A 20638-nucleotide genomic window follows, 5' to 3' on the forward strand; every position below is an offset into this window, starting at 1 on the left:
ACCGGATGCACCGCGCACTGATCGTCGCCCGGATGAAGCCGGACGCCGCCGGCGGCATCGCCGAGGTGTTCGCCGAGTCCGACCGGGGCGAACTCCCGCACCTGATCGGCGTCACGGGGCGCAGCCTCTTCCAGTTCGGCGACGTCTACCTGCACCTGATCGAGGCGGACCGCCCGCCGGGCCCGGCCGTCGCCCGGGTCGTCGAGCACCCGGAGTTCCGGGACGTCAGCGACCGGCTCACCGCCTACGTCCAGGCCTACGACCCGGCCACCTGGCGGGGGCCCAAGGACGCCATGGCGCACGAGTTCTACCGGTGGGAGCGCGGCGACGCGAGCTGACACCGCGTACCACCGGCCCGGCGGGCCGCCCCCGGCGCAGGTCGGGGAGCGGCCCGCCGGGCCGTGCGCGCGTCCGGCGTCAGGGGCACTGCCTCCAGGCGAGGTGGTAGACGGTGTTGATGCTGCCGTCGGTGGAGTCCATGGTCATGAAGCTGGTGGTCCTGGTCGGGTCCGAGGTGCCGGCGTTGACCCGGAGTTCGGTGTTGATGTTGAAGTTGCGCAGCTCCCCGCAGGGCGCCCAGACCAGCGCCGTCACGGCGACGCTGTCGGTCGCCTGCCAGCTGTCGTCGATGGCCCCGGTGAACTTGTGGCTGAGCGAGGTGGTCTGGGGCGAGCCCTGGAAGTAGTAGTTCGCCTTCTGCACGGCGGACGCCCCCGGCTCCAGGTGCGCGTAGCCCCGGTAGTCGGCGGCGGCGATCGCGTAGGTGAAGCCCTGCGGGACGTGGACGTTCAGGTTGAGCTGACAGTTCTTCCGGAAGTCGGTGGGCTTCGACCCGACGCCCACCTGCGCGATGTAGTCGCTGTAGGTGACGGTGAAGGCCGTGTTGTCCGGGGAGACGGCGATGGCGGCGGTACCCGCCGGGCAGCCGGACCCGTTGACGGTGGCCACGTCGATGACGATCTTGTCCGGCGGCGGCGTGCTCCAGCCGGTCGCGGCGGCCTCGCCGCCGACGCCGGTGAGCGAGGAGCCGAGCAGCGCTGCCACCGCCGCACCGCCGGCGGCCATCATGCGTACAGTCACGGGCATTTCCTTCCGTCGGCCCACCGGTCACGGGCCGCACCCCCACGTGCGTGCCATCCGGCGGGCTTGTCGAGTACATGTCATCACGTTGGCGGTGCCGCGGCCAGGGGCGCGGACCGGCGCATCGCCGAGCGCCGGGGCGGACGATCAGGCGCCGGGCGGTACGCCGGTCGGCTGGCGCGGAGCGCGCCGCACCGAACGACTCACCAGGGCGATCACCCCGTGCGCATACGGTGTGCCGCACAACGGAGGTGACCCCATGACCACGAGCCGACGCGACATCAACTCCCGCAGCCCGGCCGAGCTGGACGACTACGTCCACGCCCTCGGGACGTCACGATGTGGAAGTCGCACCGGACGGCCCCCGACGACCGCCCCGCAGACGGCCGGCCGCACCCCCACCACCCGACCGAGTGCAACGCGCGCTTCGACGTCACGGCCGTCCTCGCAGCGGCCCCGGCCCCCGAGGACCTCGTGCTGACGCTCCAGTACCTCCCCTCCCCCGACCCCTACGGCCGGCCCCAGGAGGCTCCCGGCCTGCTCCAGGAGGTCGCCCTGAAGGACGTCCTGATGGAGGTGTACGGCTGAGATGCGTACTCCGGTCTTCGAACTCCACATCCGGCCCATGTTCCGGGCGACCGACCAGGAGCACATGACCTTCGCGGTCGACCTCTGGGACTTCGACTCCGTGGTCGCGAACGCGGACGACATCCTCTCCCGGATCGACGGCGCCGGGATGCCTCCGGACTCCGAGGGCGGCCCGTGGCCGCAGGAGTGGATCGCGCTCTTCCGCCGCTGGCACGAGAGCGGGCACAAGCGCCTCCAGCTCGGCACCGCGGCCTTCGCGTTCAGCCAGACGTCCTCCGCCACGACCGTCACCGCGACCGGCACCTTCCCGGCCGCCGGATTCACCGGCTGGCTCCAGCTGGAGAGCCAGACGGACAGCGCGAAGACGTACGTCCTCTACTACGAGGCCCCGGACGCGCCCGCGCCCGGTACGCCCGCCGCGTTCACCCTGAAGGAGCGCTACCGGGCCACCGACACCCGGTCCGTCTTCGTCCGCGACAGCGGGGGCGTGCAGCAGCTGCACTGAATCGGGCCGCGGTCGGGCCCAGCGCTCCGGCGGTGGCCCCGGGCCCGCCGTTCGACGTGACCGGGGCGGGGGCGGTGGCCGCCGGCCCGCCCCGGCCGGCGGCGGCCGCAGCGCGTCCCGGGCCCGGATACCGAATCACCCGGATCGCCGGGGCACTCGGGTGAACCCGCCCAGGAGTCCACTCGAAGGGCGCACCGCCACACCGGCCACCGCCGCCCTCCGGTGGCAACGGCCGCCGCGGTGGATGACGGTGGTTCAGGCGCACTCCGCGAGTCCCCTTGCCCGACGACGTGTCGGCAGTCGCGGCCCGCGCCGGAAGGACCCACCCCATGCGTTCTGCACGCACGCTGCTCGCCGGAGCGGCCGTCGCCGCCGCCCTGACCGTTGCCGCCCCCGCCGCGTACGCGGACGGCACCGCCGACAAGAACCTCACCTGGCAGGAGAAGCAGGACAAGGCTGCCGCCCCCGACGGTCAGAAGACCTGGGACGACAAGCAGGACAAGGCCGCCCCGTCCGTGCCCTCCGCGCCGGCCGCGCCCTCCGCGCCCTCCGGCGAGGAGCACAAGGCCGAGGAGAAGACTCCGCACGGTGGCGTGCACACCGGTGGCGGCGGCCTCGCCCTGTCCGGTGGCGGCCTCGCCTCCGGCGCCGTCCTGCTGCTCGGCGGCCTGGGCGCCGGCGCCATCGCGCTGCGGCGCGGTCGCCGGACCAGCGGCGCCGCGATCTGACCGGGCTCTCTCCGTAGCCTGCCCGCCGTGGCCACCGTCCTCAGTGGTGGCCACGGCGGGGGCACGTGCGGCGGCGCCCCGGCCCCTCCTCTTCGGGGCGGGCGGCGCCGTGCCCGGCGGCCGCAGGCGCCGCCCGTGGACAGCGAACACCGCCCGGTGGTGACGACCGGCATGACCTAGGAGTGGAACGATGGCCGGTCCGGCCACTGGAACGTCCCGGTTGCTGCGCGTGGGTATGGGCGCCGCGGCCGCCGGTCTGCTGATGATCTACAACTCGGTGGACGTGGCGCCCGCGTCCGATCCCGGACCCGGCCAGGCCGCTCCCCCGGCCGCCACCGCGAGCGCGTCCCCGGGTGGCGCGGCCTCGCCCGCGGCCGCCGCCAAGCCGGCGGCCCCCGTGCTGAAGCGCTCCAAGCCGACCCGGCTGCGGATTCCGCAGATCGCCGTCGACGCGCCCTTCACCGAGCTGACGCTGAACCCGACCGGTGAGCTCAACGCACCGCCGCCGGAGGACAAGAACCTGGTCGGCTGGTACCGCGACGGCGTTTCGCCCGGTGAACGCGGCGCCGCCGTGGTGGCCGGACACGTCGACACCGCCAAGGGCGCCGCGGTCTTCCTGCTGCTCAGCCTGGTCGTCCCCGGCAACAAGGTCGAGGTGCAGCGGGCCGACGGCACGGTCGCCGTCTTCGTGGTGGACTCGGTGGAGACCTTCGCGAAGAACGCCTTCCCCGACCAGAAGGTGTACGGGAAGACCACGGACTCCCAGCTGCGGCTGATCACCTGCGGCGGCGTGTACGACAAGAAGCGCAAGGACTACCTGGACAACGTGGTGGTCTTCGCGCACCTGGAGTCCTCGCGCAAGGCGTGAGCCCGGACACCGAGCGACCGCCGGTCCCCACTGCGGGGCCGGCGGTCGCTCGGTGCGGTGCGGCGGTCAGCCGCGCACGGTGGCCTCGAAGGCGTGCAGGTACGGGTTGACCGGGCGGACGTCGGCCACGTCCAGCCCGGCCTCCTCCATCAGCCGCACCAGGCTCTCCTTGGAGTGCTTCGCGCCGCCGACGTTGAGCAGCAGCATCAGGTCCATCGCGGTGGTGAAGCGCATCGACGGGCTGTCGTCGACCAGGTTCTCGACCACGACGACGCGCGCGCCCGGACGGGCCGCCAGGACCACGTTGGCGAGGGTGCGACGGGTGCTCTCGTCGTCCCACTCCAGGATGTTCTTGATGATGTAGAGGTCGGCGTGGACCGGGATGTCGACCCGGCAGTCACCGGGGACCAGCCGGGCCCGGGCCGCGAAGGCGCCGCCGTCGCGGAGCCGGGGGTCGGCGCCGGCGACCACCTTGGGCAGGTCCAGCAGGGTGCCGTGCAGGGCCGGGTGCTTCTCCAGCAGGCTGGCCAGCACATGGCCCTGGCCACCGCCGATGTCGACCACCGAGTCGATCCCGGTGAGGTCGAGGTACTCGGCGAAGTCGACCGCGGACTGCCGGCTGGAGGTGGTCATCGCCTTGTCGAAGACCTTGGCCGAGTCCCCGCCCTCGCTGTGCAGGTAGTCGAAGAACTCCTTGCCGAACAGCTCGGGGAAGACGTTGCGGCCGGAGCGGACGGCCTCGTCCAGCTTCGGCCAGGCCTCCCACGTCCACGGCTCGGTGCACCAGAGGGAGATGTAGCGCAGGCTGTTCGGGGCGTCCTCGCGCAGCAGGCGGGACATCTCGGTGTGCTCGAAGCGGTCGTCACCCGTCTCGTGGAAGATGCCGTAGCAGGTGAGGGCACGCATCAGCCGGCGCAGCGGCTTGGGCTCGGTGTCGAGCGCGGCCGCGAGGTCGGTGACGGTGGTCGGGGTGTCGCCGAGCGCGTCGGCGACCCCGAGCCTGGCGGCCGCGCGGACGGCGGCGGCGCAGGCGGCGCCGAAGACGAGCTCCCGCAGGCGCATCGCGGCCTGCGGGGTGGTGGCGGGTGCGGTGGTCATGTGCCGTCTTTCTACAGGTGGGAGGTGGGCTGGGGTACGGGGGAGCCGGGGCTTCGCCGGGTGGCCGGGGTGCCCCGCGGCCGCGGGTGCGGGCCTGTGGCTCAGCAGTGGCCGGCCGGCTCGGAGACCGCGCACTGGTTGCGCGCGAAGGAGTTGGAGGTACCGGTGTCGCGGTCGGCGAGGTCGGCCGGACCGTTGCCGACCACGTGGTTGCCGGTGACGGTGTTCCGGGCGTTGGCCACGCCGACCACGCTGCGGAAGAGCACGATGCCGCCGGACATCGGCGAGGCGCCCACGTTGTCGGTGACCTCGTTGTCGGCCACCGTGGTCTCCTCGGCGCCGGTGAGCAGGATGCCGGTGCCCTGGATGGCGTCGAGGCGGGGGTTGGGCGGGCAGTAGCTGTTGTTGGCCGCGACCCTGTTGTGGCTGACGCTCAGCGCCCCGGCCCGGGGGACCCCTTCGTCGCCGACGATGAAGACACCGCCGCAGTTGCCGTGGATCTCGTTCGCCTCGACGCTGAGGTCGCGCAGCCGGCGGACGGTGACGCCGATCCGGTTGTCGGTGAGCAGGTTGCCGCTGACCACGGTGCCGTCGGTGGTGAGGGCCCCGCCCTCGCTGTCCACCGCGTTGGCGAGGAAGACGCCGGACTGGCCGTTGCGGGTCGACTCGTTGCCGGTGATCACGGCACGGGTGGACTTCTCCTGGCTGATGCCCTGCTGGCCGTTGTCGTGGACGTAGGCGGCGCGGACGGTCATGCGGTCGGTGCCGGAGGCGTTGATGCCGTTCTTGCGGAAGCCGGTGACGGCGAGGGCCTCGATCGTCACGTCGGTGAGCGGGCCGGCGTCGGCCCCGACCACGCAGAGGCCGTGGCCGGCGGTGGCGCAGGCGTTGCCGTCGGCGGCGTCACCGGGGGCGACCACGCTGTCCGGGCCGGCTCCGCGCAGGGTGAGGCCCGGGGTGGTGATCCGGACGCTGCCCCGGTAGGTGCCGGGGAGCAGCTGGACGGTGTCGCCGGGGCCGGCCTCGTCGACGGCCTGCTGAATCGATTCGCCCGGCTGGACGAGGTGCACCGTCCCGGCGGCGTGCGCCGGAGGTGCGGCGCCGAGCGCGGTCAGGGCGGTGGTGAGTGCGGTCGTGGCGGCGGCGGTGGCCGCGGCGAGGTGGTGGACCCGTCGCGTGGGCATGAGTGGTGACCTGCTTTCTCGCGCGCTCGCGGGGACGCCGGCGCGGTGACACGGAGTGTGCGGGGGATGACGACCGGTGGGTGTCGGCCGAATCGACGCTATGGGCGCGCGAGGGGGCCCGCCACCAGGGCTGGGCTGCGGGACTGACGGGGCGTCGGCCAGGTGGGCGGGCCCGTCGGCGTGGCGCGGGGCGGCGGGGGCGGGTCGGGGCGGGGCGGGGGGACGACGGATCGGGGCCGTGGGCGGGGAGACTCGGGGTGGGGCGGCGGTGGGGCGGGGCGGCGGTGCGCCCGGCCGTGGCCGGTCGCCGGGGCGAGCCCGTCCGGACCGCACCCGTCCGGGCGCCGGGGCAGCCGGCCCGCGTGGCATGCTCGGGGTCATGAACACCGCCGTCGCCGCGCCGCCCGCCGCGGCCGTACCCGCCGCCTCCGCCCGCAATCCGATCGGCGCCCACGTGCCGGTGGCCGCCCGCGGACTGGCCGGGACGGGCCTCGCGTACGCGCGCCGGGTCGGTGCCGAGACGGTGCAGGTGTTCGTGGCGAACCCGCGCGGCTGGGCCACTCCCCCGGGCAACCCCGCCCAGGACGCGGAGTTCCGCACCGCCTGCGCCGAGCAGGGCTTCCCGGCGTACGTGCACGCGCCGTACCTGATCAACTTCGGCTCGGACAACGCGGCGACCCGCGAACGCTCGGCCGACTCGCTACGGCACTCCCTGCTGCGCGGCCACGCGATCGGCGCCGCGGGCGTGGTGCTGCACACCGGTTCGGCGGTCGGGACGGCCCCGGGCGGCGGCTCCCGGCGGGCCGAGGCGATGGCCCAGGTCCGCGCGGACGTCCGGCCGTTGCTGGACGAGCTGGACGCGCTCGGCGAGGACGCGCCCTGGCTGCTGCTGGAACCGACGGCCGGTCAGGGCAGCTCGCTCTGCTCCCGGATGGAGGACCTGGCGGCGTACCTGGACGCGCTGGACGGCCACCCGAGGGTCGGGGTCTGCCTGGACACCTGCCACGCCTTCGCGGCCGGTCACGACCTGGCGGCGCCGGGCGGCACCGGCGCGGCGCTGGACGCCCTGGTCGCGGCCGCCGGGCCGGGCCGGCTGCGCCTGATCCACGCCAACGACTCGGAGGACGCCGTCGGCGCGCGCAAGGACCGGCACGCCAACATCGGGGCCGGGCTGATCGGGGCGGAGCCGTTCCGCGAGCTCTTCGAGCACCCCGCGACAGCCGGTGTCCCGCTTCTGGTGGAGACCCCGGACCGCAAGCACGGCGGTGACGGCACCGGGCACGCGAGGGACATCGCAGTCCTGAAGGAGCTGCGCGCGCGGGCCGCCGTACCGGCGTAGCCGCCGGGCTCCGGCGCCGCGGGCGGCTCGCGGACCACGCCCGGCGGGCCGCCCCCGCCCGGTTCGGTACGGGCCGCCCCCCGACCGGTTCAGCCCGGGCTGCCGGGTCGCGGGAGCGGTGGGAGGCTGGGACGACTGACGCCCGAGGCCCCTGGGAGTTTCCGATGAGCCCGACCCGGAAGCTGGCCACCCTGCCGTGCGGCCGCCGCAGCAAGTGGGTGGTGCTGGCGCTGTGGCTGGTGCTGCTGGTGGTGGCCGGGCCACTGGCCGGCAAACTCACTGACGCCGAGGACAACCAGGCGTCCAGCTGGCTGCCGGGCAACGCGGAGTCCACCCAGGTCCTGAACGAACAGCGGGCCTTCCAACCGGTCGACACCGCGCAGGCCGTGGTGGTCTACCAGCGGGACGGCGGGATCACCCCCGCCGACCGGGTCGAGGCCGCCCGCGACGCGACGGCCTTCGCGAGCGCCCCGCACGTCCTGGGGCCGGTGGTCGGACCGGTGGTCTCCGCCGACGGCCAGGCGATGCAGACGATCGTGCCGGTCGACATCGGCACCGGCGGCTGGCAGGGCCTGCGTCCGGCGGTGGACAGCATGCGCGCGACCGCCGCCGACAACAGCATGGGCATGGCCACCCACGTCACCGGCCCGGCCGGGGTCGGCGCCGACCAGGCCGAGGCGTTCGCGGGCATCGACGGCACCCTGCTGGCCGCCACCATCAGCGTGGTGATCATCCTGCTGCTGCTCACCTACCGCAGCCCGGTGCTCTGGGCGCTGCCGCTGATCTCCGCGGCGGGCGCGCTCGTCGTCTCCCAGGCCGTGATCTACCTCCTCGCCGAGCACTCCGGACTGACCGTCAACGCGCAGAGCGCCGGCATCCTCGTCGTGCTGGTACTGGGCGCCGGCACGGACTACGCGCTGCTGCTCACCGCCCGCTACCGGGAGGAGCTGCGCCGGCACGAGGACCGGCACGAGGCGATGGCGTTCGCGCTGCACCGGGCCGGGCCGGCGATCCTGGCCTCCTCGGCCACCGTGGTCGCCTCGATGCTCTGTCTGCTGGTCGCCGAGATGAACTCCACCAGGGGCCTCGGCCCGGTCTGCGCGATCGGCGTGCTGGTCGCCCTGGCCGCGATGCTGACGCTGCTGCCGGCGCTGCTGGTGGTCGTCGGCCGCTGGGTGTTCTGGCCGGTCAAGCCCGCGTACGGGACGCCGGAGCCGACCAGGACCGGCCGGTGGGCCCATGTCGGCGGCTGGATCAACCGCCGTCCGCGCAAGGTGTGGATCGGCACCGCGCTGGCCCTCGGGGCCTGCTGCATCGGGCTGGTCTCGCTGAACGCCACCGGTCTGAGCACGGCCGGCTCGTTCACCGGGACGCCGGACTCGGTGGTCGGGCAGCAGGTGCTGGAGCAGCACTTCCCCGGCGGCACCGGCGCTCCGCTGACCGTGATCAGCGCGGCGGGCGAGGCCGGTACCGTCCGCGCGGTGGCGCAGGAGACCCCCGGGATCGCCGGGACGTCGACCCCGACCACCCACGAGGGGCAGGCACTGTTCCAGGCCACGCTCGCCGACCCGCCGGACAGCCAGGCCGCCAAGGACACCGTGGACCGGGTGCGGGCCGCCGTCCACGCGGTGCCGAACGCCGACGCCGAGGTGGGCGGCAGCACGGCGGTGATCCTGGACGCCGGACGGGCCGCCGCCAACGACAACCGGACGATCATCCCGCTGGTGCTCGGCGTGGTGCTGGTGATCCTGGCGGTGCTGCTGCGGGCCGTCACCGCACCGCTGGTGCTGATCGCGACCGTGGTGCTGTCCTACGCGGCGGCGCTCGGGATCAGCGCGTTCTTCTTCGAGCACGTCTTCCACTTCGAGGGCCAGGACAACGCGTTCCCGCTGTACGTCTTCGTCTTCCTGGTCGCGCTCGGCATCGACTACAACATCTTCCTGATGACCCGGGTGCGGGAGGAGTCCGCCCAACTCGGCACCCGGCAGGGGGCGGTGGCCGGGCTGGCCGCGACCGGTGGGGTGATCACCTCCGCCGGGCTGATCCTGGCCAGCACCTTCGCGGTGCTCGGGACGCTGCCGGTGGTGGGGTTCGCCGAGATCGGCTTCGCGGTGGCACTCGGAGTGCTGCTGGACACCCTGGTGGTGCGCTCGGTGCTGGTCACCGCGCTGACCATGGACCTGGACCGGCACATGTGGTGGCCGAACAAGTTGTCCAGGCAAGTCCACGATCCGGAAAGCCAGTTGAGCAGACATCTTTGAGTTACCGATGAGTTCACAAACTGCTTGTCGAACGTCTTGCCGGACGTGGCCGGGAGCGCGTTGACTGCGCGCATGCCAACTCCCACCACCCTCCGGCGCACCTCGCGACTCGCCGCCGCCGGTGCCGTCGCCGCCGCCCTGCTCGCCCCCTGCGCCGCCGCCCAGGCGGTGACCGCGCCGACCGCGAGCGCCGCCACCCCGTCGGTCGCGCCGCTCGACGTGCTGACGTACAACGTCTTCCTGATGAGCAGGAACCTGTACCCCAACTGGGGCCAGGACCACCGGGCCAAGGCGATCGCGGCCGCCGACGTCTTCCAGGGCCACGACGTGGTCGTGCTCCAGGAGGCCTTCGACAACAGCGCCTCCGATCTGCTCACCGCACAGGCCTCCGCCGCGTACCCGTACCACACCCCCGTGGTCGGCCGCTCGACCTCCGGCTGGGACGCCACCAGCGGCAGCTACACCTCCACCACCCCGGAGGACGGCGGGGTGACGCTGCTCAGCAAGTGGCCGATCCTGCGCAAGGAGCAGTACGTCTTCAAGGACGCCTGCGGCAGTGACTGGTGGTCGAACAAGGGCTTCGTCTACGCGGTGCTGGACGTCAACGGCCGGCGCACGCACGTCATCGGCACGCACCTGCAGTCCACCGACACCGGCTGCTCGGCCGGGCAGCCCGCGGCGGTCCGGGCGGCGCAGCTCAAGGCCATGAAGGCGTTCATCGACGGCAAGAACATCCCGGCCGCCGAGCCGGTGCTGATCGCGGGCGACCTCAACATCGACTCGCACGGCAGCGAGTACCCGTCGCTGCTGACCAACGCGAACGTGGCGCCCGCCGACACCCGCGACGGCTGGGCCAACTCCTTCGACACGGTCGACAACTCGATCGCCGCCTACCGCTACCCCGGTGAGCCCAAGGAGGACCTGGACTACGTCCTCTACCGGGCCGACCACGCCCGGCCGGCGCGCTACACCAACACGGTGGTCCGCTTCCACAGCTCGCCGTGGGCGGTGAGCAGTTGGGGTACGAGCTACACCTACAACGACCTCTCCGACCACTACCCGCTGACGGCTCGGTAGCCCGGCCTGCCGCCTGCCCGGCCGGTATCCGCGGCGTGAACCGCGGGCACCGGCGGGGCGGTTGGGCCCGGGGGGCCGCTCCGCGCGGTTGGGACCGGCAGGCGTCGCTCCGGGCGGGGGGACCGGGAGGGGCCGCTCGTCCGGCGGGCCGGAACGGGACCTCCTGGCCGGTCGTTCCGGAACGCGGCCCGACCGGTCAGCCGGTGTCGGTGAACCGCCGGTACGCGGGGGCGAGCAGCGCCTCCAGCGGGCGGCCGCGCACGGTGATCCCGGAGGCGACCAACCCGTCGACGGCCGGGGCCGCTTCGGGGCCTGCGTCGGCGGGCTCGATCGGGGGCGGGACCCTGCCCTGCCAGAAGGTGTCGAGCGACTCCGTCAACGGGCGGTCATCCGGTGCTGGCATGGCGGCGGGTCACTCCCCGATCGCGTCGGCGGACAGGGTCAGCAGCTCGCGCAGCCGCTCGGTGGACAGCTCGGCCAGCCACTGCTCGCCGCCGCCGACCACGGCGTCGGCCAGCGCGCGCTTCGCGGAGATCAGGTCGGCGATCCGCTCCTCGACGGTACCGACGCAGACCAGCCGCCGGACCTGCACGTCGCGGCGCTGGCCGATCCGGTGCGCCCGGTCGGTGGCCTGGTCCTCGACCGCCGGGTTCCACCAACGGTCCAGGTGGATCACCTGGTTGGCGGCGGAGAGGTTCAGACCGGTGCCGCCGGCCTTGAGCGAGAGCAGGAAGACCCGCGGGCCGTCCGGGGCCCGGAACCGCTCGACCAGGTCGTCCCGCCGCCCCCGGGGCACCCCGCCGTGCAGGTACGGCACCTCGCCGCCCAGGCGGCGGCTCAGGTACGGCTGGAGCATCGCGCCGAACTCGGCGTACTGGGTGAAGACCAGCGCGCGGTCCCCCTCGGCCAGTGCCTCCTCCAGCACCTCGACCAGCCGCTCGACCTTGCCCGAGCGCCCGGCCACCTCCGTTCCGTCGTGGAGGAGTTGGGCCGGGTGGTTGCACACCTGCTTGAGCCGGCCGATCGCCGCCAGCACCGCCCCCTTGCGCTCCACGCCCCGGATGCCCTGGAGGCGCCGCAGCAGATCGGCGACCACCGCCCGGTAGAGACCGGCCTGTTCGGCGGTGAGCCCGCAGTGGACGGTGAACTCCTGCTTGGCCGGGAGGTCCTGGGCGATCAGCGGGTCGCTCTTGCTCCGGCGGAGCAGGAACGGACCGCTCAACCGCCGCAGCCGGGCCGCGACCTCGGCGTTGCCGGACTGCTCGACCGGGATCGAGAAACGCTCCTTGAACGACTCCGCACTGCCGAACAGGCCGGGGTTGGCGAAGTCCAGGACGGCGTGCAGATCGGCCAGCCGGTTCTCGACGGGGGTGCCGGTGAGGGCGATCCGGGGGCCGGAGCGCAGTGATCGCAGCGCCCTGGACTGCCGGGCCGCCGGGTTCTTCACCTGCTGGGCCTCGTCGGCGACGATCCGCCGCCAGCGGATCCGCCGCAGGTCGCCGACGTCGCGCTGGACCAGCCCGTAGGTGGTGATCACCAGGTCGGCGGACGGATCCGGCGCCGAGCGGTCGGCGCCGTGGTGGACGTGCACGCGCAGGCCGGGGGCGAACCGGGCGGCCTCCCGCTGCCAGTTGCCGACCAGCGACATCGGGCAGACCAGCAGGGTGGGCCCGGCCGCGCCGCGCTCCTGCTCCAGCGCGAGCAGGGCGAGGGTCTGGACGGTCTTGCCCAACCCCATGTCGTCGGCGAGCACCGCGCCCAGGCCGAGCCGCCCGAGGGCGTCCAGCCAGGCCAACCCCCTTCGCTGGTAGGGGCGGAGAGTGCCGGTGAAGGCCTCGGGCAGCTCCGGCGTCCGGTCGGCGTCGCCGGGCCGACCGGCCAGCAGGTCGCCGATCGGCCCGGTCGCGTGGACGGCCGTGACGGGGAAGCCGTCCACACTGGCCCGGTCGTCCACGGCCAGTCGGAGCAGCTCGACCGGCTCCATCGTGCCGCTGCCGTGGTCGGCCAGGAACCTCACCGCGGCGGCGAGTTGAGCCTGGTCGACCTCGATCCAGCGGCCGCGCAGCCGGACCAGGCCCTGCTGGGCGGCCGCAAGCTCGGCCAACTCCTGCTCGGTGAGGGCAACTTCACCGAGCGAGAGCTGCCACTGGAAGGCCAGTACGGCATCCCGGTCGATCTGCGCGGTGCGCTTGACCGCGCCGGGGGTGGCTGCCGGAGCCGCGGTGAGGACCAGCCCGATCCGGGGGCGCCGCTGCCACCAGGCCGGGAGCAGCACCCCGAAGCCGGCCCGGGTGAGGGCCGGCGCCGCCGTGCGCAGGAAGTCCAGCGCGCCGTCGCGGTCCAGGTCGACACCGGTGGGGCGGGGGTCCAGCAGGGCGGTGCGCAGCGGCGGGTGGATCCGGGCGGCCCGGTCGAGCTCGGCCAGGTAGGCCTCGGCCGGATCCGGGACGGTGCGGGCCAGGGCCGCGTACGCCTCGTCCTCGGCCCACAGCGCGGCGGCGGGGACCACCAGGGACGGCCGGTCGGCGGCCTGGACCAGCAGGTCGAGCCGCCAGGAGTCGGCGACGGCGCCGCCGTCGGGGTCGTCCGGGTCCGGGCCGAGCGGTTCGCCGAGGCGCAGGTTCAGCCGGACCGGGCTGTCCGGGGACCGGGCGGCGTACCAGCCGGCGAGCCGCTCGGGCAGGTCGGCGGGCGGGCGCTCGGGAAGCCGGCCGTCGGCGGAGTGGAGCGCGGCGAGCCACGGCTCGGCGGGCGGTTCGAGGTCCGCGAGCGCGGCCCGGGCCTCGCGGTCGACCAGGGTGTCCAGCAGTTCTGTCGACAGGTCGACGGCGCCGCGCCCGGCCGGCGCCGGCTCCGTTGTCGGTGGTCCGGGCGTGTGCTGTCCGGACGCGGGCGGTGCGGGCGCGGGCGGTCCGGGCGTGGGCGGTCCGGGCGCGTGCTCGGCACGGCAGACCGGGGGGCAGCCGGCGGCCAGGGCCGCGAGCTCCCGGCGGGCCGCGGCGTCCGGCGCGGGCCGCCAGCGCGCGTACCACTCCCCCGGCCGCTCCTGCTCCAGCGCGGGCAGCAGCCGCCCTCGCCCGACCAGCCGCCAGGCGAGGTCGTGGACGGCGGACAGCCAGCGCAGCGAGGCGCCGTAGGCGACCTCGACGGTTTCACCGCCCGGGAGCTCGACGGTCGCGCCCGGCCAGTGCGGGTCGTGCAGGGCACCCAGCAGCTGGGCCGCCTCGGCGGCGTCGAACAGCAGCGTCGGCACCCGCCAGGGGCTGAGCGTGACCCCGCGCGGTGCGGCTCCGACCGGCAGATCGGGCGAGGGCACCGGTCGGCCGCCGAGGGCGGGCAGCAGCAGGCCGGTCCAGCGCTCCGCCCCCTGGCCGGCGAGCCAGTCGAGGCCAGGCCCGATCGCGCCCAGCAGACGCGCGACGTCGGCGGCCGCGCAGGCGAACGGATGGGCTCCGGCCCGGGCGCCGTCCGCCGTACTCCGGTCGGCCGCCGCGCGGCCCTCCCGGTACACCGCGGCATCCTCCGCCCAGAGGGCGAGGCGGCCGTCGGCTCGCCAGAGCGCGTGCAGGGCGTACATCGGCCGGGGCCTTCCGGAGCGGTGCGGACAGCGGGCTTCCCAGCCTAGCTTCGAGGTCCGACAGGTCGGCCGGGCGGCGGGTCGTGCTCCCGCAAGTCCCCCCACGAGGTCTGTTGACATCAAGTATCTTGACGTCGAGATTCATGTCCGGCAGGCTGCTCCCCGAACACCGGAACGGCGAGGGGCAGGGGTCATGGCACAGCACGGGGGCGGACTACTGGCGCAGCTGCGGCGGCCACCGGGCGGACGGGACGGGCGGATCATGCTGCTCGCCCAGTTCCTGGACCGGACCGGCACGGGGGTGTGGGCCGCGGCCTCGGTGCTGTACTTCACCTTCGTCACCCGGCTGGACGCGCAGCAGGTCGGCCTGCTGCTGGGCGTGGCCGCCGTGGCGGGCATCGCCGGCTCCCCGCTGGCCGGGCAACTGGCCGAACGGTTCCCCGTCCGGGGGCTGCTGATCGGGTGCCACCTGGTGCGGATCGTCACGATGGGCCTGCTGCTGGTCTGCGACGGCTTCACCGCGCTGCTCGCCGTGATGGCGGTGACCTCCCTGGGCGAGCGGGCGGCCAAGACGCTGGAGATGCTCTTCGCCACCCGGTCGACGGGCGAGCGGCGCTCCACCTACCAGGCACTCACCCGCAGCGCGGCCAACGCCGGGTACGCGCTGGGCGCGGGCATCGCGGCGGTCGGCCTGGCGGTGGGCACCACCGACGCCTACCGGGCACTGGTCCTCGGCAACGCGCTGTCCTTCGCGGTGACCGCCGCCCTGGTGTGGCGCACCCGGGAACCGCGCGGCGGCGGCCGGGTCGCGGCGCGGGCCGATACGCCGGGCACCCCGGCACAGGAGCCGGCGCCCAGCCCGTGGCGGGACCGCGGGTACCTGCGCTTCGTCCTCCTGGACATCCCGATGAGCCTGGACGACTCGGTGCTCAACGTCGGACTTCCGCTCTGGCTGGTGAACCACACCTCGGCGCCGCACGCCCTCGTGCCCGCCTTCCTCGCGATCAACACCGTCCTGGTGGTGGTGCTCCAACTCCGGGTCTCGGCGCGCGCCGAGGGCCCGCACCGCGCGGCGGCGGCGGTCACCCTGTACGGCGTGGCGATGTCGGCGGGCTGCGCGGTCGTGGCACTCGGCACCGGCGGCGGGGCCTGGTCGGCGGCGGCCGCCCTGCTGGTCGCGGCGATGCTGGTCACCGCCGCCGAGCTGATGCGGTCGGTGAGCTCCTGGGAGCTGGCCGTCTCGCTGGCACCCGAACGGGCCCGGGCCTCCTACCTGGGCGTGGCCGGCATGGCCCAGTCCGTTCAGAAGTCGGCCGGCCCGCTGCTGCTGACCGGCGCGGTGATGGCCGCCGGCCCGGCGGGCTGGCTCACCCTCGGCGCCGCCGTCGCGGGACTCTCCGTCGTGCAACGCCGCTCCTGCGAAAGGCGGTTGGCGGCGCTCGCCGCACCGACGGCCGAACCGGCGAGCACTCCCCCGGGCGGAGCCGTCGACGGGGCACCGGAACTGCGCGCCTGAGGTCCGGCCTCCGGAGGAGTTGCCGACCGCGAACCGCGAGGTGGAGTCGCTCGGGACGGGCGACGACCGAGCGGGCGGCCGTCGACCGGGGAACGACACGCGGTTCAAGCCTCCGGCAACGGGAACGCTGCCGCCGGGGGTGGTCGGGATGGCAACGGCAGGGGGTACCGGCCCGGGGCCGGGGACCGGGCCGGGCAGAGGCGGTGGCGGGCCGGGGAACACTCCGGGCGGCGGACCCGGCGCTCCGCCCGGGCGGTCACGGCAGCAAGCCGTTCGAGCCTGGCTGGGCCACTGGTCCACCGTCCTCGGCGGCCTCGGGACGCTGCTCGCCGGCCTCGCCGCCGTCCTGACCTGGTGGCAGCTTTCGGGGAACGACTCCCCCCACCCGGCGTCCTCCGGCGGGCCGGCCGCCGCCGCACCGGCACCGGCGAGCACGTACGCGTCGACGGCTCCGGGCCCGGCGGCCACCGCCACGGCGGCGTCCTGGGCCGGGACCTGGCGCGGGAGCATCACCCAGGGCCGCGAGAAGTACGTCCTCCTCGTACGGATCCGCGACGCGCGGATCGGCGAGGAGTTCGCGGACGCCGAGTACTCCCCGCTCGGCTGCACCACGGTCTGGCTGCTCACCGAGCGCCTCCCGAAACGGCTGACCGGCCACGAGAGGGTCACCCGCAACACCCGGACGACGTGCGTGAACGGCGACTTCGTGCTGGAGCCGCGCAGCGACGGCACGCTCCTGTTCGACTGGGGCCCGTCGCGGGCCACCGGCATCCTGACCCGCGAGTAGCGACGACCGGAGACTCTCGGCCCGATCGCGGTAGGGGGTGCCCCATCTGGCCCATCTGGCATGCGGTGGTGGGAACTTGGGCCTACGTTGCGGTGCGAGGGGGCTACCGGACCGAAAGGTGAAGACCCAATGGCAGGGAAGTTCGAGCTGTACACCGACGAGACCGGCATGCACAGGTTCCGGCTCAAGGCGAGCAACGGCACCGTCGTGGTGACGGGCGATCCGCACGAGAGCCGGGACGACTGCATCAGGAGCATCGAGTCGATCCGGAAGCTCGCGCCCTACGCGGAGCTCAAGGAGACGGCGGCCGGTCCGGCCCGGTAGGGCGGACGCACCGCGCTTCGGGCGGGTGAGGGCGGAAACGCGGGTCGGTGGCACAATCGCCGACCCGCGTTCGTTTGTTCGACAGATCCCTTTGGCCGCCTGCACGCCGGATGCGGACAGAACGTTGGCATGCGCGTCGTCATCGTCACCGAATCCTTTCCGCCCGAGGTCAACGGAGTCGCCCACAGCGTGCTGCGGACGGCCGAGCATCTGGTCCGCCGGGGCCACCAGCCGCTCGTCATCACCCCGGCACCCGCGCGGGGGGCCGAGTGCCCGCCGCACGTCTTCGGAGGCGGGACGGGGGCGGCCGAGCTGCCCGTGGTCCGCGTCCCGTCCGTCCCGCTGCCGGGCTACCCGCAGGTCCGGATCGCGCTGCCCGGCCGGCAGCTGACGGCCGCGATCGCCGGGCACCGGCCCGACATCGTCCACCTGGCCAGCCCGTTCGTGCTCGGCGCGCGCGGGATGCAGGCCGCCGCCCGGCTGGGTGTCCCCGCCGTCGCCGTCTACCAGACGGACCTCGCCGGGTACGCGCACGCCTACCGCGCGGGCCGCGGGCTGGGCGAGGCCGCGGCCTGGCACCGGATCCGGACCGTCCACCGGGCCGCCGCCCGCACCCTCGCGCCCTCCACCCCGGCGGCACAGGACCTCACCGCGCACGGCGTGCCGCGGGTGCGGCTCTGGCCGCGCGGGGTGGACTCGGTCCGCTTCCACCCGCGCCACCGTGACGAGACGCTGCACCGGGCCCTCGCGCCCGGCGGGGAGGTGGTGGTCGGGTACGTCGGGCGGCTCGCGCCCGAGAAGCGGGTCGACCTGCTGGCGAGCGCCTCGGCGCTGCCCGGGGTGCGGGTGGTGGTGATCGGCGACGGGCCGTCCGCGCCGGGGCTGAAGGCCGCGATGCCCGGCGCGGTCTTCCTCGGCCGGCGGACCGGGGAGGAGCTGGCGCGCTGTTTCGCCACCCTGGACGTGTTCGTGCACACCGGCCCGCTGGAGACCTTCTGCCAGACCATCCAGGAGGCGATGGCCAGCGGGGTCCCGGTGATCGGCCCGGCCGCCGGGGGGCCGCTGGACCTGGTCGGCCACCGCCGGACCGGCCTGCTGGTGCCGCCGAGGGACGGCGCGGCGGTGGCCAGAGCGGTCACCGCGCTGGCCGGCGACGCCGAGCTGCGGGCCGCCTACGGGCGGGCCGGGCGGGCGGACGTGACGGCCCGCACCTGGGAGGCGGTCGGGGACCTCCTGCTGCGGCACTACGCGGAGGTGCTGGCCGAGCACCGCGGCACCGCGGTGGCCGAGGTCACGGGTGCGACCGGACCGGGCCGCGAGGGCGCGGCCCCGACGGCCGCCCCGGCGCGCCCCGCCGAGGGCGCCCCGATGGCGGAGGAGCTCCCGGCATGACCGACCACAGAGCCTCGCTCCGGATCGTCCGGGTGGCGAACTTCGTCACCCCGGTCTCGGGCGGACTGCGCACGGCCCTGCGCCACCTCGGCGAGGGCTACCGGTCCGCCGGCCACACACCGGTGCTGGTCGTCCCCGGCGAGCGGCGGACGGAGGAGGAGACCGGGCAGGGACTGGTGGTCACCCTGCCCGGACCGGTGCTGCCCGGCAGCGGCGGCTACCGGCTGCTCACCGACCGGCGGGCGCTCGCCCACGAGCTGACCCGTCTGGCGCCGGACCGACTGGAGGTCTCCGACCGCACGACGCTGCGCTGGACCGGCGGCTGGGCCCGGCGCCACGGCCTGCGCTCGGTCATGGTGTCGCACGAGAGCACCGCCGGGCTGCTCCGCACCTGGGGCCTGCCCGGCCCGCTCGCCACCGCGGCCGCCGACCGGCTCAACCGCCGCACCGCCCGGTCCTACGACACCGTGGTCTGCACCACCGACTGGGCTTCCGCCGAGTTCCGCCGCTTGGGCGTACGAAACCTCGCTCAAGCACCGCTGGGGGTGGACCTGACCGCCATGCGCCCCCTCACGGCCGCCGAGCGGGCGGACGAGCGGGCGCGCTACGCGGACCCGGGGCAGGCGCTGCTGGTGCTCTGCTCCCGCCTCTCGGCGGAGAAGCACCCCGAGCGCGCCGTCGACGCCCTCGCCGAGCTGTCCTCGGCCGGGCTGCCGGCCGTCCTGGTGGTGGCCGGCACCGGACCGCTCCGGTCGCGGCTGGCCACCCGGGCCGGGCGGCTCCGGCTGCCGGTGCACTTCCTCGGGCACGTGGCCGGGCGGGGCGCACTGGCCCGGCTGCTCGGCTGCGCCGACGTGGTGCTCGCCCCCGGACCGGTCGAGACCTTCGGGCTGGCCGCGCTGGAGGCGCTGGCGTGCGGCACCCCGGTCGCGGTCAGCCGGTCCTCGGCGCTGCCCGCTCTGGTGGGCCCGGCCGGTGTCGCGGCCGACGACACCGGCGCGGGATTCGCGGGGGCGGCGCGTGAGCTGCTCGCACGCCCCGAGGAGGAGCGCCGCGCCGCCGCCCGCGCCCGGGCCGAACAGTACGGCTGGCCCGCCGCCGTGGCGGCCTTCCTCGCCGCGCACCGTGCGGCGGCCGTGGTGCCGGCGCCGCTCGGGACGCCGGACCGGGGGCAGGACCAGGACCGGGCCCAGGAGCGGGTGCAGGACCGGGCGGTCTCCCCGGCCACCGGGACGGAGGAAGCACGATGAGCACGGCTGTGGTGGGGGGCGAGGGCGGCGAGACGCTCCCGGGCACGGCGCGGCCGGAGGCGGTGGCCCAGGAGCCCCCGCCCCTGACGGCGGCGGCCCCGGGCGGCGTGCGAGGAGAGCGGAACGCCGGCGCCGGGAGCGCCGTCGAGCCGGTGCGGTTCGTGGCCCTCGGCGACTCCCTCACGGAGGGCGTCGGTGACCCGGTCACCGGCGGCTGGCGGGGCTGGGCGGCGCTGCTCTCCGGCTCACTGGCTCCGCCGGGGGTCGGCGTCGAGTTCACCAACCTCGCGCGGAGCGGGGCTCTCACCACCGATCTGACGACCGAGCAGCTGCCCGCCGCGCTGGTGCTGCGCCCCCGGCTGGCGGCCGTGGTGGTCGGGGGCAACGACACCCTGCGGTCGGGGTTCGACATCGGCCGCACCGCCCGGGAGCTGGACACCACGCTCCGCGAACTCTCCCGCGGCGGCGCCCTGGTGCTCACCGCGTGCCTGCCCGACCCGGGCACGCTGCTGCGACTGCCGCGGCCGCTGGCCCGGCCACTGGCCCGCCGGATGGACGCGGTGAACACCGTGGTGCACGCCCTCTCCGCGCGCCACCACGCCCTCCACCTGCACGTCGCCGGTCTGCCCTGGACGGCGCGGCGCGGCTTGCTGAGCGTGGACCGGCTCCACCCCAGCGCCGAAGGGCATCGGCTGATCGCCCGGGGCTTCCACGAGTTGCTCGCGGCCGCCGGCCGGCCGCTCGGTCCGGCCCCCACCGGCGGTCCCGTCGACCCGCCCCCGGGCGCCGTAGCCGACCTCTGGTGGATGGCCACCCGCGGCACCAGCTGGGTCGCCGAACGCAGCACGGACCTGCTCCCCGGCCTGCTCGCGCTGGCCGCCGTCGAAGGCTGGGCACGCCTGCGCGGCGCCACCGGCCGCCACGACGAACGGATGGCCCGGGCGGCGGCGGCCGCGCTCGCGCCGGTCGACGCGGACCCACGCGGACCGGTCGACGCGCTCGCGCCGGCCGGACCGCACGGCGGCCCGCCGAAGTGATCGCGCCTCACCACCGGACGGACCGCT

General features: G+C 75.1%; 19 protein-coding genes. 14 read left to right on the forward strand and 5 right to left on the reverse strand.

Translation table 11 applies throughout. The features are described from left to right. Nucleotides 1-5 precede the first annotated feature (5 nt). A complete protein-coding gene (locus ACZ34W_RS23550; protein WP_329490973.1) occupies nt 6-338 on the forward strand; it encodes a TcmI family type II polyketide cyclase in 333 nt (110 codons plus the stop codon). A gap of 79 nt (nt 339-417) precedes the next feature. On the opposite strand, the gene ACZ34W_RS23555 is transcribed toward ACZ34W_RS23550, so the two are convergent. After that, nucleotides 418-1086: a DUF4360 domain-containing protein gene (locus tag ACZ34W_RS23555; RefSeq protein WP_359806188.1), complete on the reverse strand. Its 669-nt coding sequence runs from the start codon at nt 1084-1086 to the stop codon at nt 418-420. 333 nt (nt 1087-1419) lie between these two features. Here ACZ34W_RS23555 and ACZ34W_RS23560 point away from each other — a divergent pair, with 333 nt between their 5' ends. From ACZ34W_RS23560 to ACZ34W_RS23575, 4 genes are all read left to right on the forward strand, one after another. Beyond that, nucleotides 1420-1668, forward strand: a complete 249-nt coding sequence (locus tag ACZ34W_RS23560) for a hypothetical protein (RefSeq protein ID WP_465606776.1) — start codon at nt 1420-1422, stop codon at nt 1666-1668. Between the two features lies 1 nt (nt 1669). Further along, nucleotides 1670-2173 carry a hypothetical protein gene (locus ACZ34W_RS23565; RefSeq protein ID WP_329490970.1) on the forward strand — a complete coding sequence of 168 codons (504 nt, stop codon included), beginning with the start codon at nt 1670-1672 and terminating at the stop codon, nt 2171-2173. 329 nt (nt 2174-2502) lie between these two features. Beyond that, on the forward strand, nt 2503-2901 hold the full coding sequence (locus ACZ34W_RS23570) for a hypothetical protein (protein ID WP_329490969.1): 399 nt from the start codon (nt 2503-2505) through the stop codon (nt 2899-2901). Between the two features lie 190 nt (nt 2902-3091). Continuing rightward, complete coding sequence (locus tag ACZ34W_RS23575; protein ID WP_465606779.1) at nt 3092-3769, forward strand: class F sortase; 678 nt, start codon at nt 3092-3094, stop codon at nt 3767-3769. Between the two features lie 66 nt (nt 3770-3835). Here ACZ34W_RS23575 and ACZ34W_RS23580 read toward each other — a convergent pair whose 3' ends face one another. After that, the gene (locus tag ACZ34W_RS23580) at nt 3836-4867 is read right to left on the reverse strand and encodes a methyltransferase (protein WP_329490967.1); all 1032 of its coding nucleotides are present in this window, start codon (nt 4865-4867) and stop codon (nt 3836-3838) included. 101 nt (nt 4868-4968) lie between these two features. Then, nucleotides 4969-6051, reverse strand: a complete 1083-nt coding sequence (locus tag ACZ34W_RS23585; protein ID WP_465606782.1) for a right-handed parallel beta-helix repeat-containing protein — start codon at nt 6049-6051, stop codon at nt 4969-4971. Between the two features lie 379 nt (nt 6052-6430). Here ACZ34W_RS23585 and ACZ34W_RS23590 point away from each other — a divergent pair, with 379 nt between their 5' ends. The 3 genes from ACZ34W_RS23590 (at nt 6431) to sph (ending at nt 10728) form a co-directional block, all read left to right on the forward strand. Then, nucleotides 6431-7390, forward strand: a complete 960-nt coding sequence (locus ACZ34W_RS23590) for a deoxyribonuclease IV (RefSeq protein WP_465606784.1) — start codon at nt 6431-6433, stop codon at nt 7388-7390. A 164-nt stretch (nt 7391-7554) separates the two neighbouring features. Then, nucleotides 7555-9651, forward strand: a complete 2097-nt coding sequence (locus tag ACZ34W_RS23595) for an MMPL family transporter (protein ID WP_465606786.1) — start codon at nt 7555-7557, stop codon at nt 9649-9651. Between the two features lie 72 nt (nt 9652-9723). Then, the gene (gene sph / locus ACZ34W_RS23600) at nt 9724-10728 is read left to right on the forward strand and encodes a sphingomyelin phosphodiesterase (RefSeq protein WP_465606788.1); all 1005 of its coding nucleotides are present in this window, start codon (nt 9724-9726) and stop codon (nt 10726-10728) included. A gap of 196 nt (nt 10729-10924) precedes the next feature. Here sph and ACZ34W_RS23605 read toward each other — a convergent pair whose 3' ends face one another. Continuing rightward, entirely contained in the window at nt 10925-11131 is a 207-nt protein-coding gene (locus ACZ34W_RS23605) for a hypothetical protein (protein WP_465606790.1), read from the reverse strand. A 9-nt stretch (nt 11132-11140) separates the two neighbouring features. After that, complete coding sequence (locus ACZ34W_RS23610; RefSeq protein ID WP_465606792.1) at nt 11141-14305, reverse strand: SNF2-related protein; 3165 nt, start codon at nt 14303-14305, stop codon at nt 11141-11143. A gap of 193 nt (nt 14306-14498) precedes the next feature. Here ACZ34W_RS23610 and ACZ34W_RS23615 point away from each other — a divergent pair, with 193 nt between their 5' ends. The 6 genes from ACZ34W_RS23615 (at nt 14499) to ACZ34W_RS23640 (ending at nt 20611) form a co-directional block, all read left to right on the forward strand. Then, nucleotides 14499-15821: an MFS transporter gene (locus ACZ34W_RS23615; protein WP_465606794.1), complete on the forward strand. Its 1323-nt coding sequence runs from the start codon at nt 14499-14501 to the stop codon at nt 15819-15821. Between the two features lie 148 nt (nt 15822-15969). Next, nucleotides 15970-16608, forward strand: a complete 639-nt coding sequence (locus ACZ34W_RS23620) for a hypothetical protein (RefSeq protein WP_465606796.1) — start codon at nt 15970-15972, stop codon at nt 16606-16608. A 129-nt stretch (nt 16609-16737) separates the two neighbouring features. Continuing rightward, nucleotides 16738-16932 (forward strand): YegP family protein, encoded by a 195-nt coding sequence (locus ACZ34W_RS23625; RefSeq protein ID WP_329490958.1) that lies wholly within the window; start codon nt 16738-16740, stop codon nt 16930-16932. Between the two features lie 129 nt (nt 16933-17061). After that, the gene (locus ACZ34W_RS23630; protein WP_465606798.1) at nt 17062-18324 is read left to right on the forward strand and encodes a glycosyltransferase family 4 protein; all 1263 of its coding nucleotides are present in this window, start codon (nt 17062-17064) and stop codon (nt 18322-18324) included. Then, nucleotides 18321-19574, forward strand: coding sequence for a glycosyltransferase (locus tag ACZ34W_RS23635; RefSeq protein ID WP_465606800.1), 1254 nt, complete (start codon nt 18321-18323; stop codon nt 19572-19574). The genes ACZ34W_RS23630 and ACZ34W_RS23635 overlap by 4 nt, the downstream gene beginning before the upstream one ends. Beyond that, the gene (locus ACZ34W_RS23640) at nt 19571-20611 is read left to right on the forward strand and encodes an SGNH/GDSL hydrolase family protein (protein ID WP_465606802.1); all 1041 of its coding nucleotides are present in this window, start codon (nt 19571-19573) and stop codon (nt 20609-20611) included. Before ACZ34W_RS23635 ends, ACZ34W_RS23640 begins: the two co-directional genes overlap by 4 nt. Nucleotides 20612-20638 lie beyond the last annotated feature (27 nt).

It is taken from the genome of Kitasatospora sp. NPDC022856, assembly GCF_055561235.1.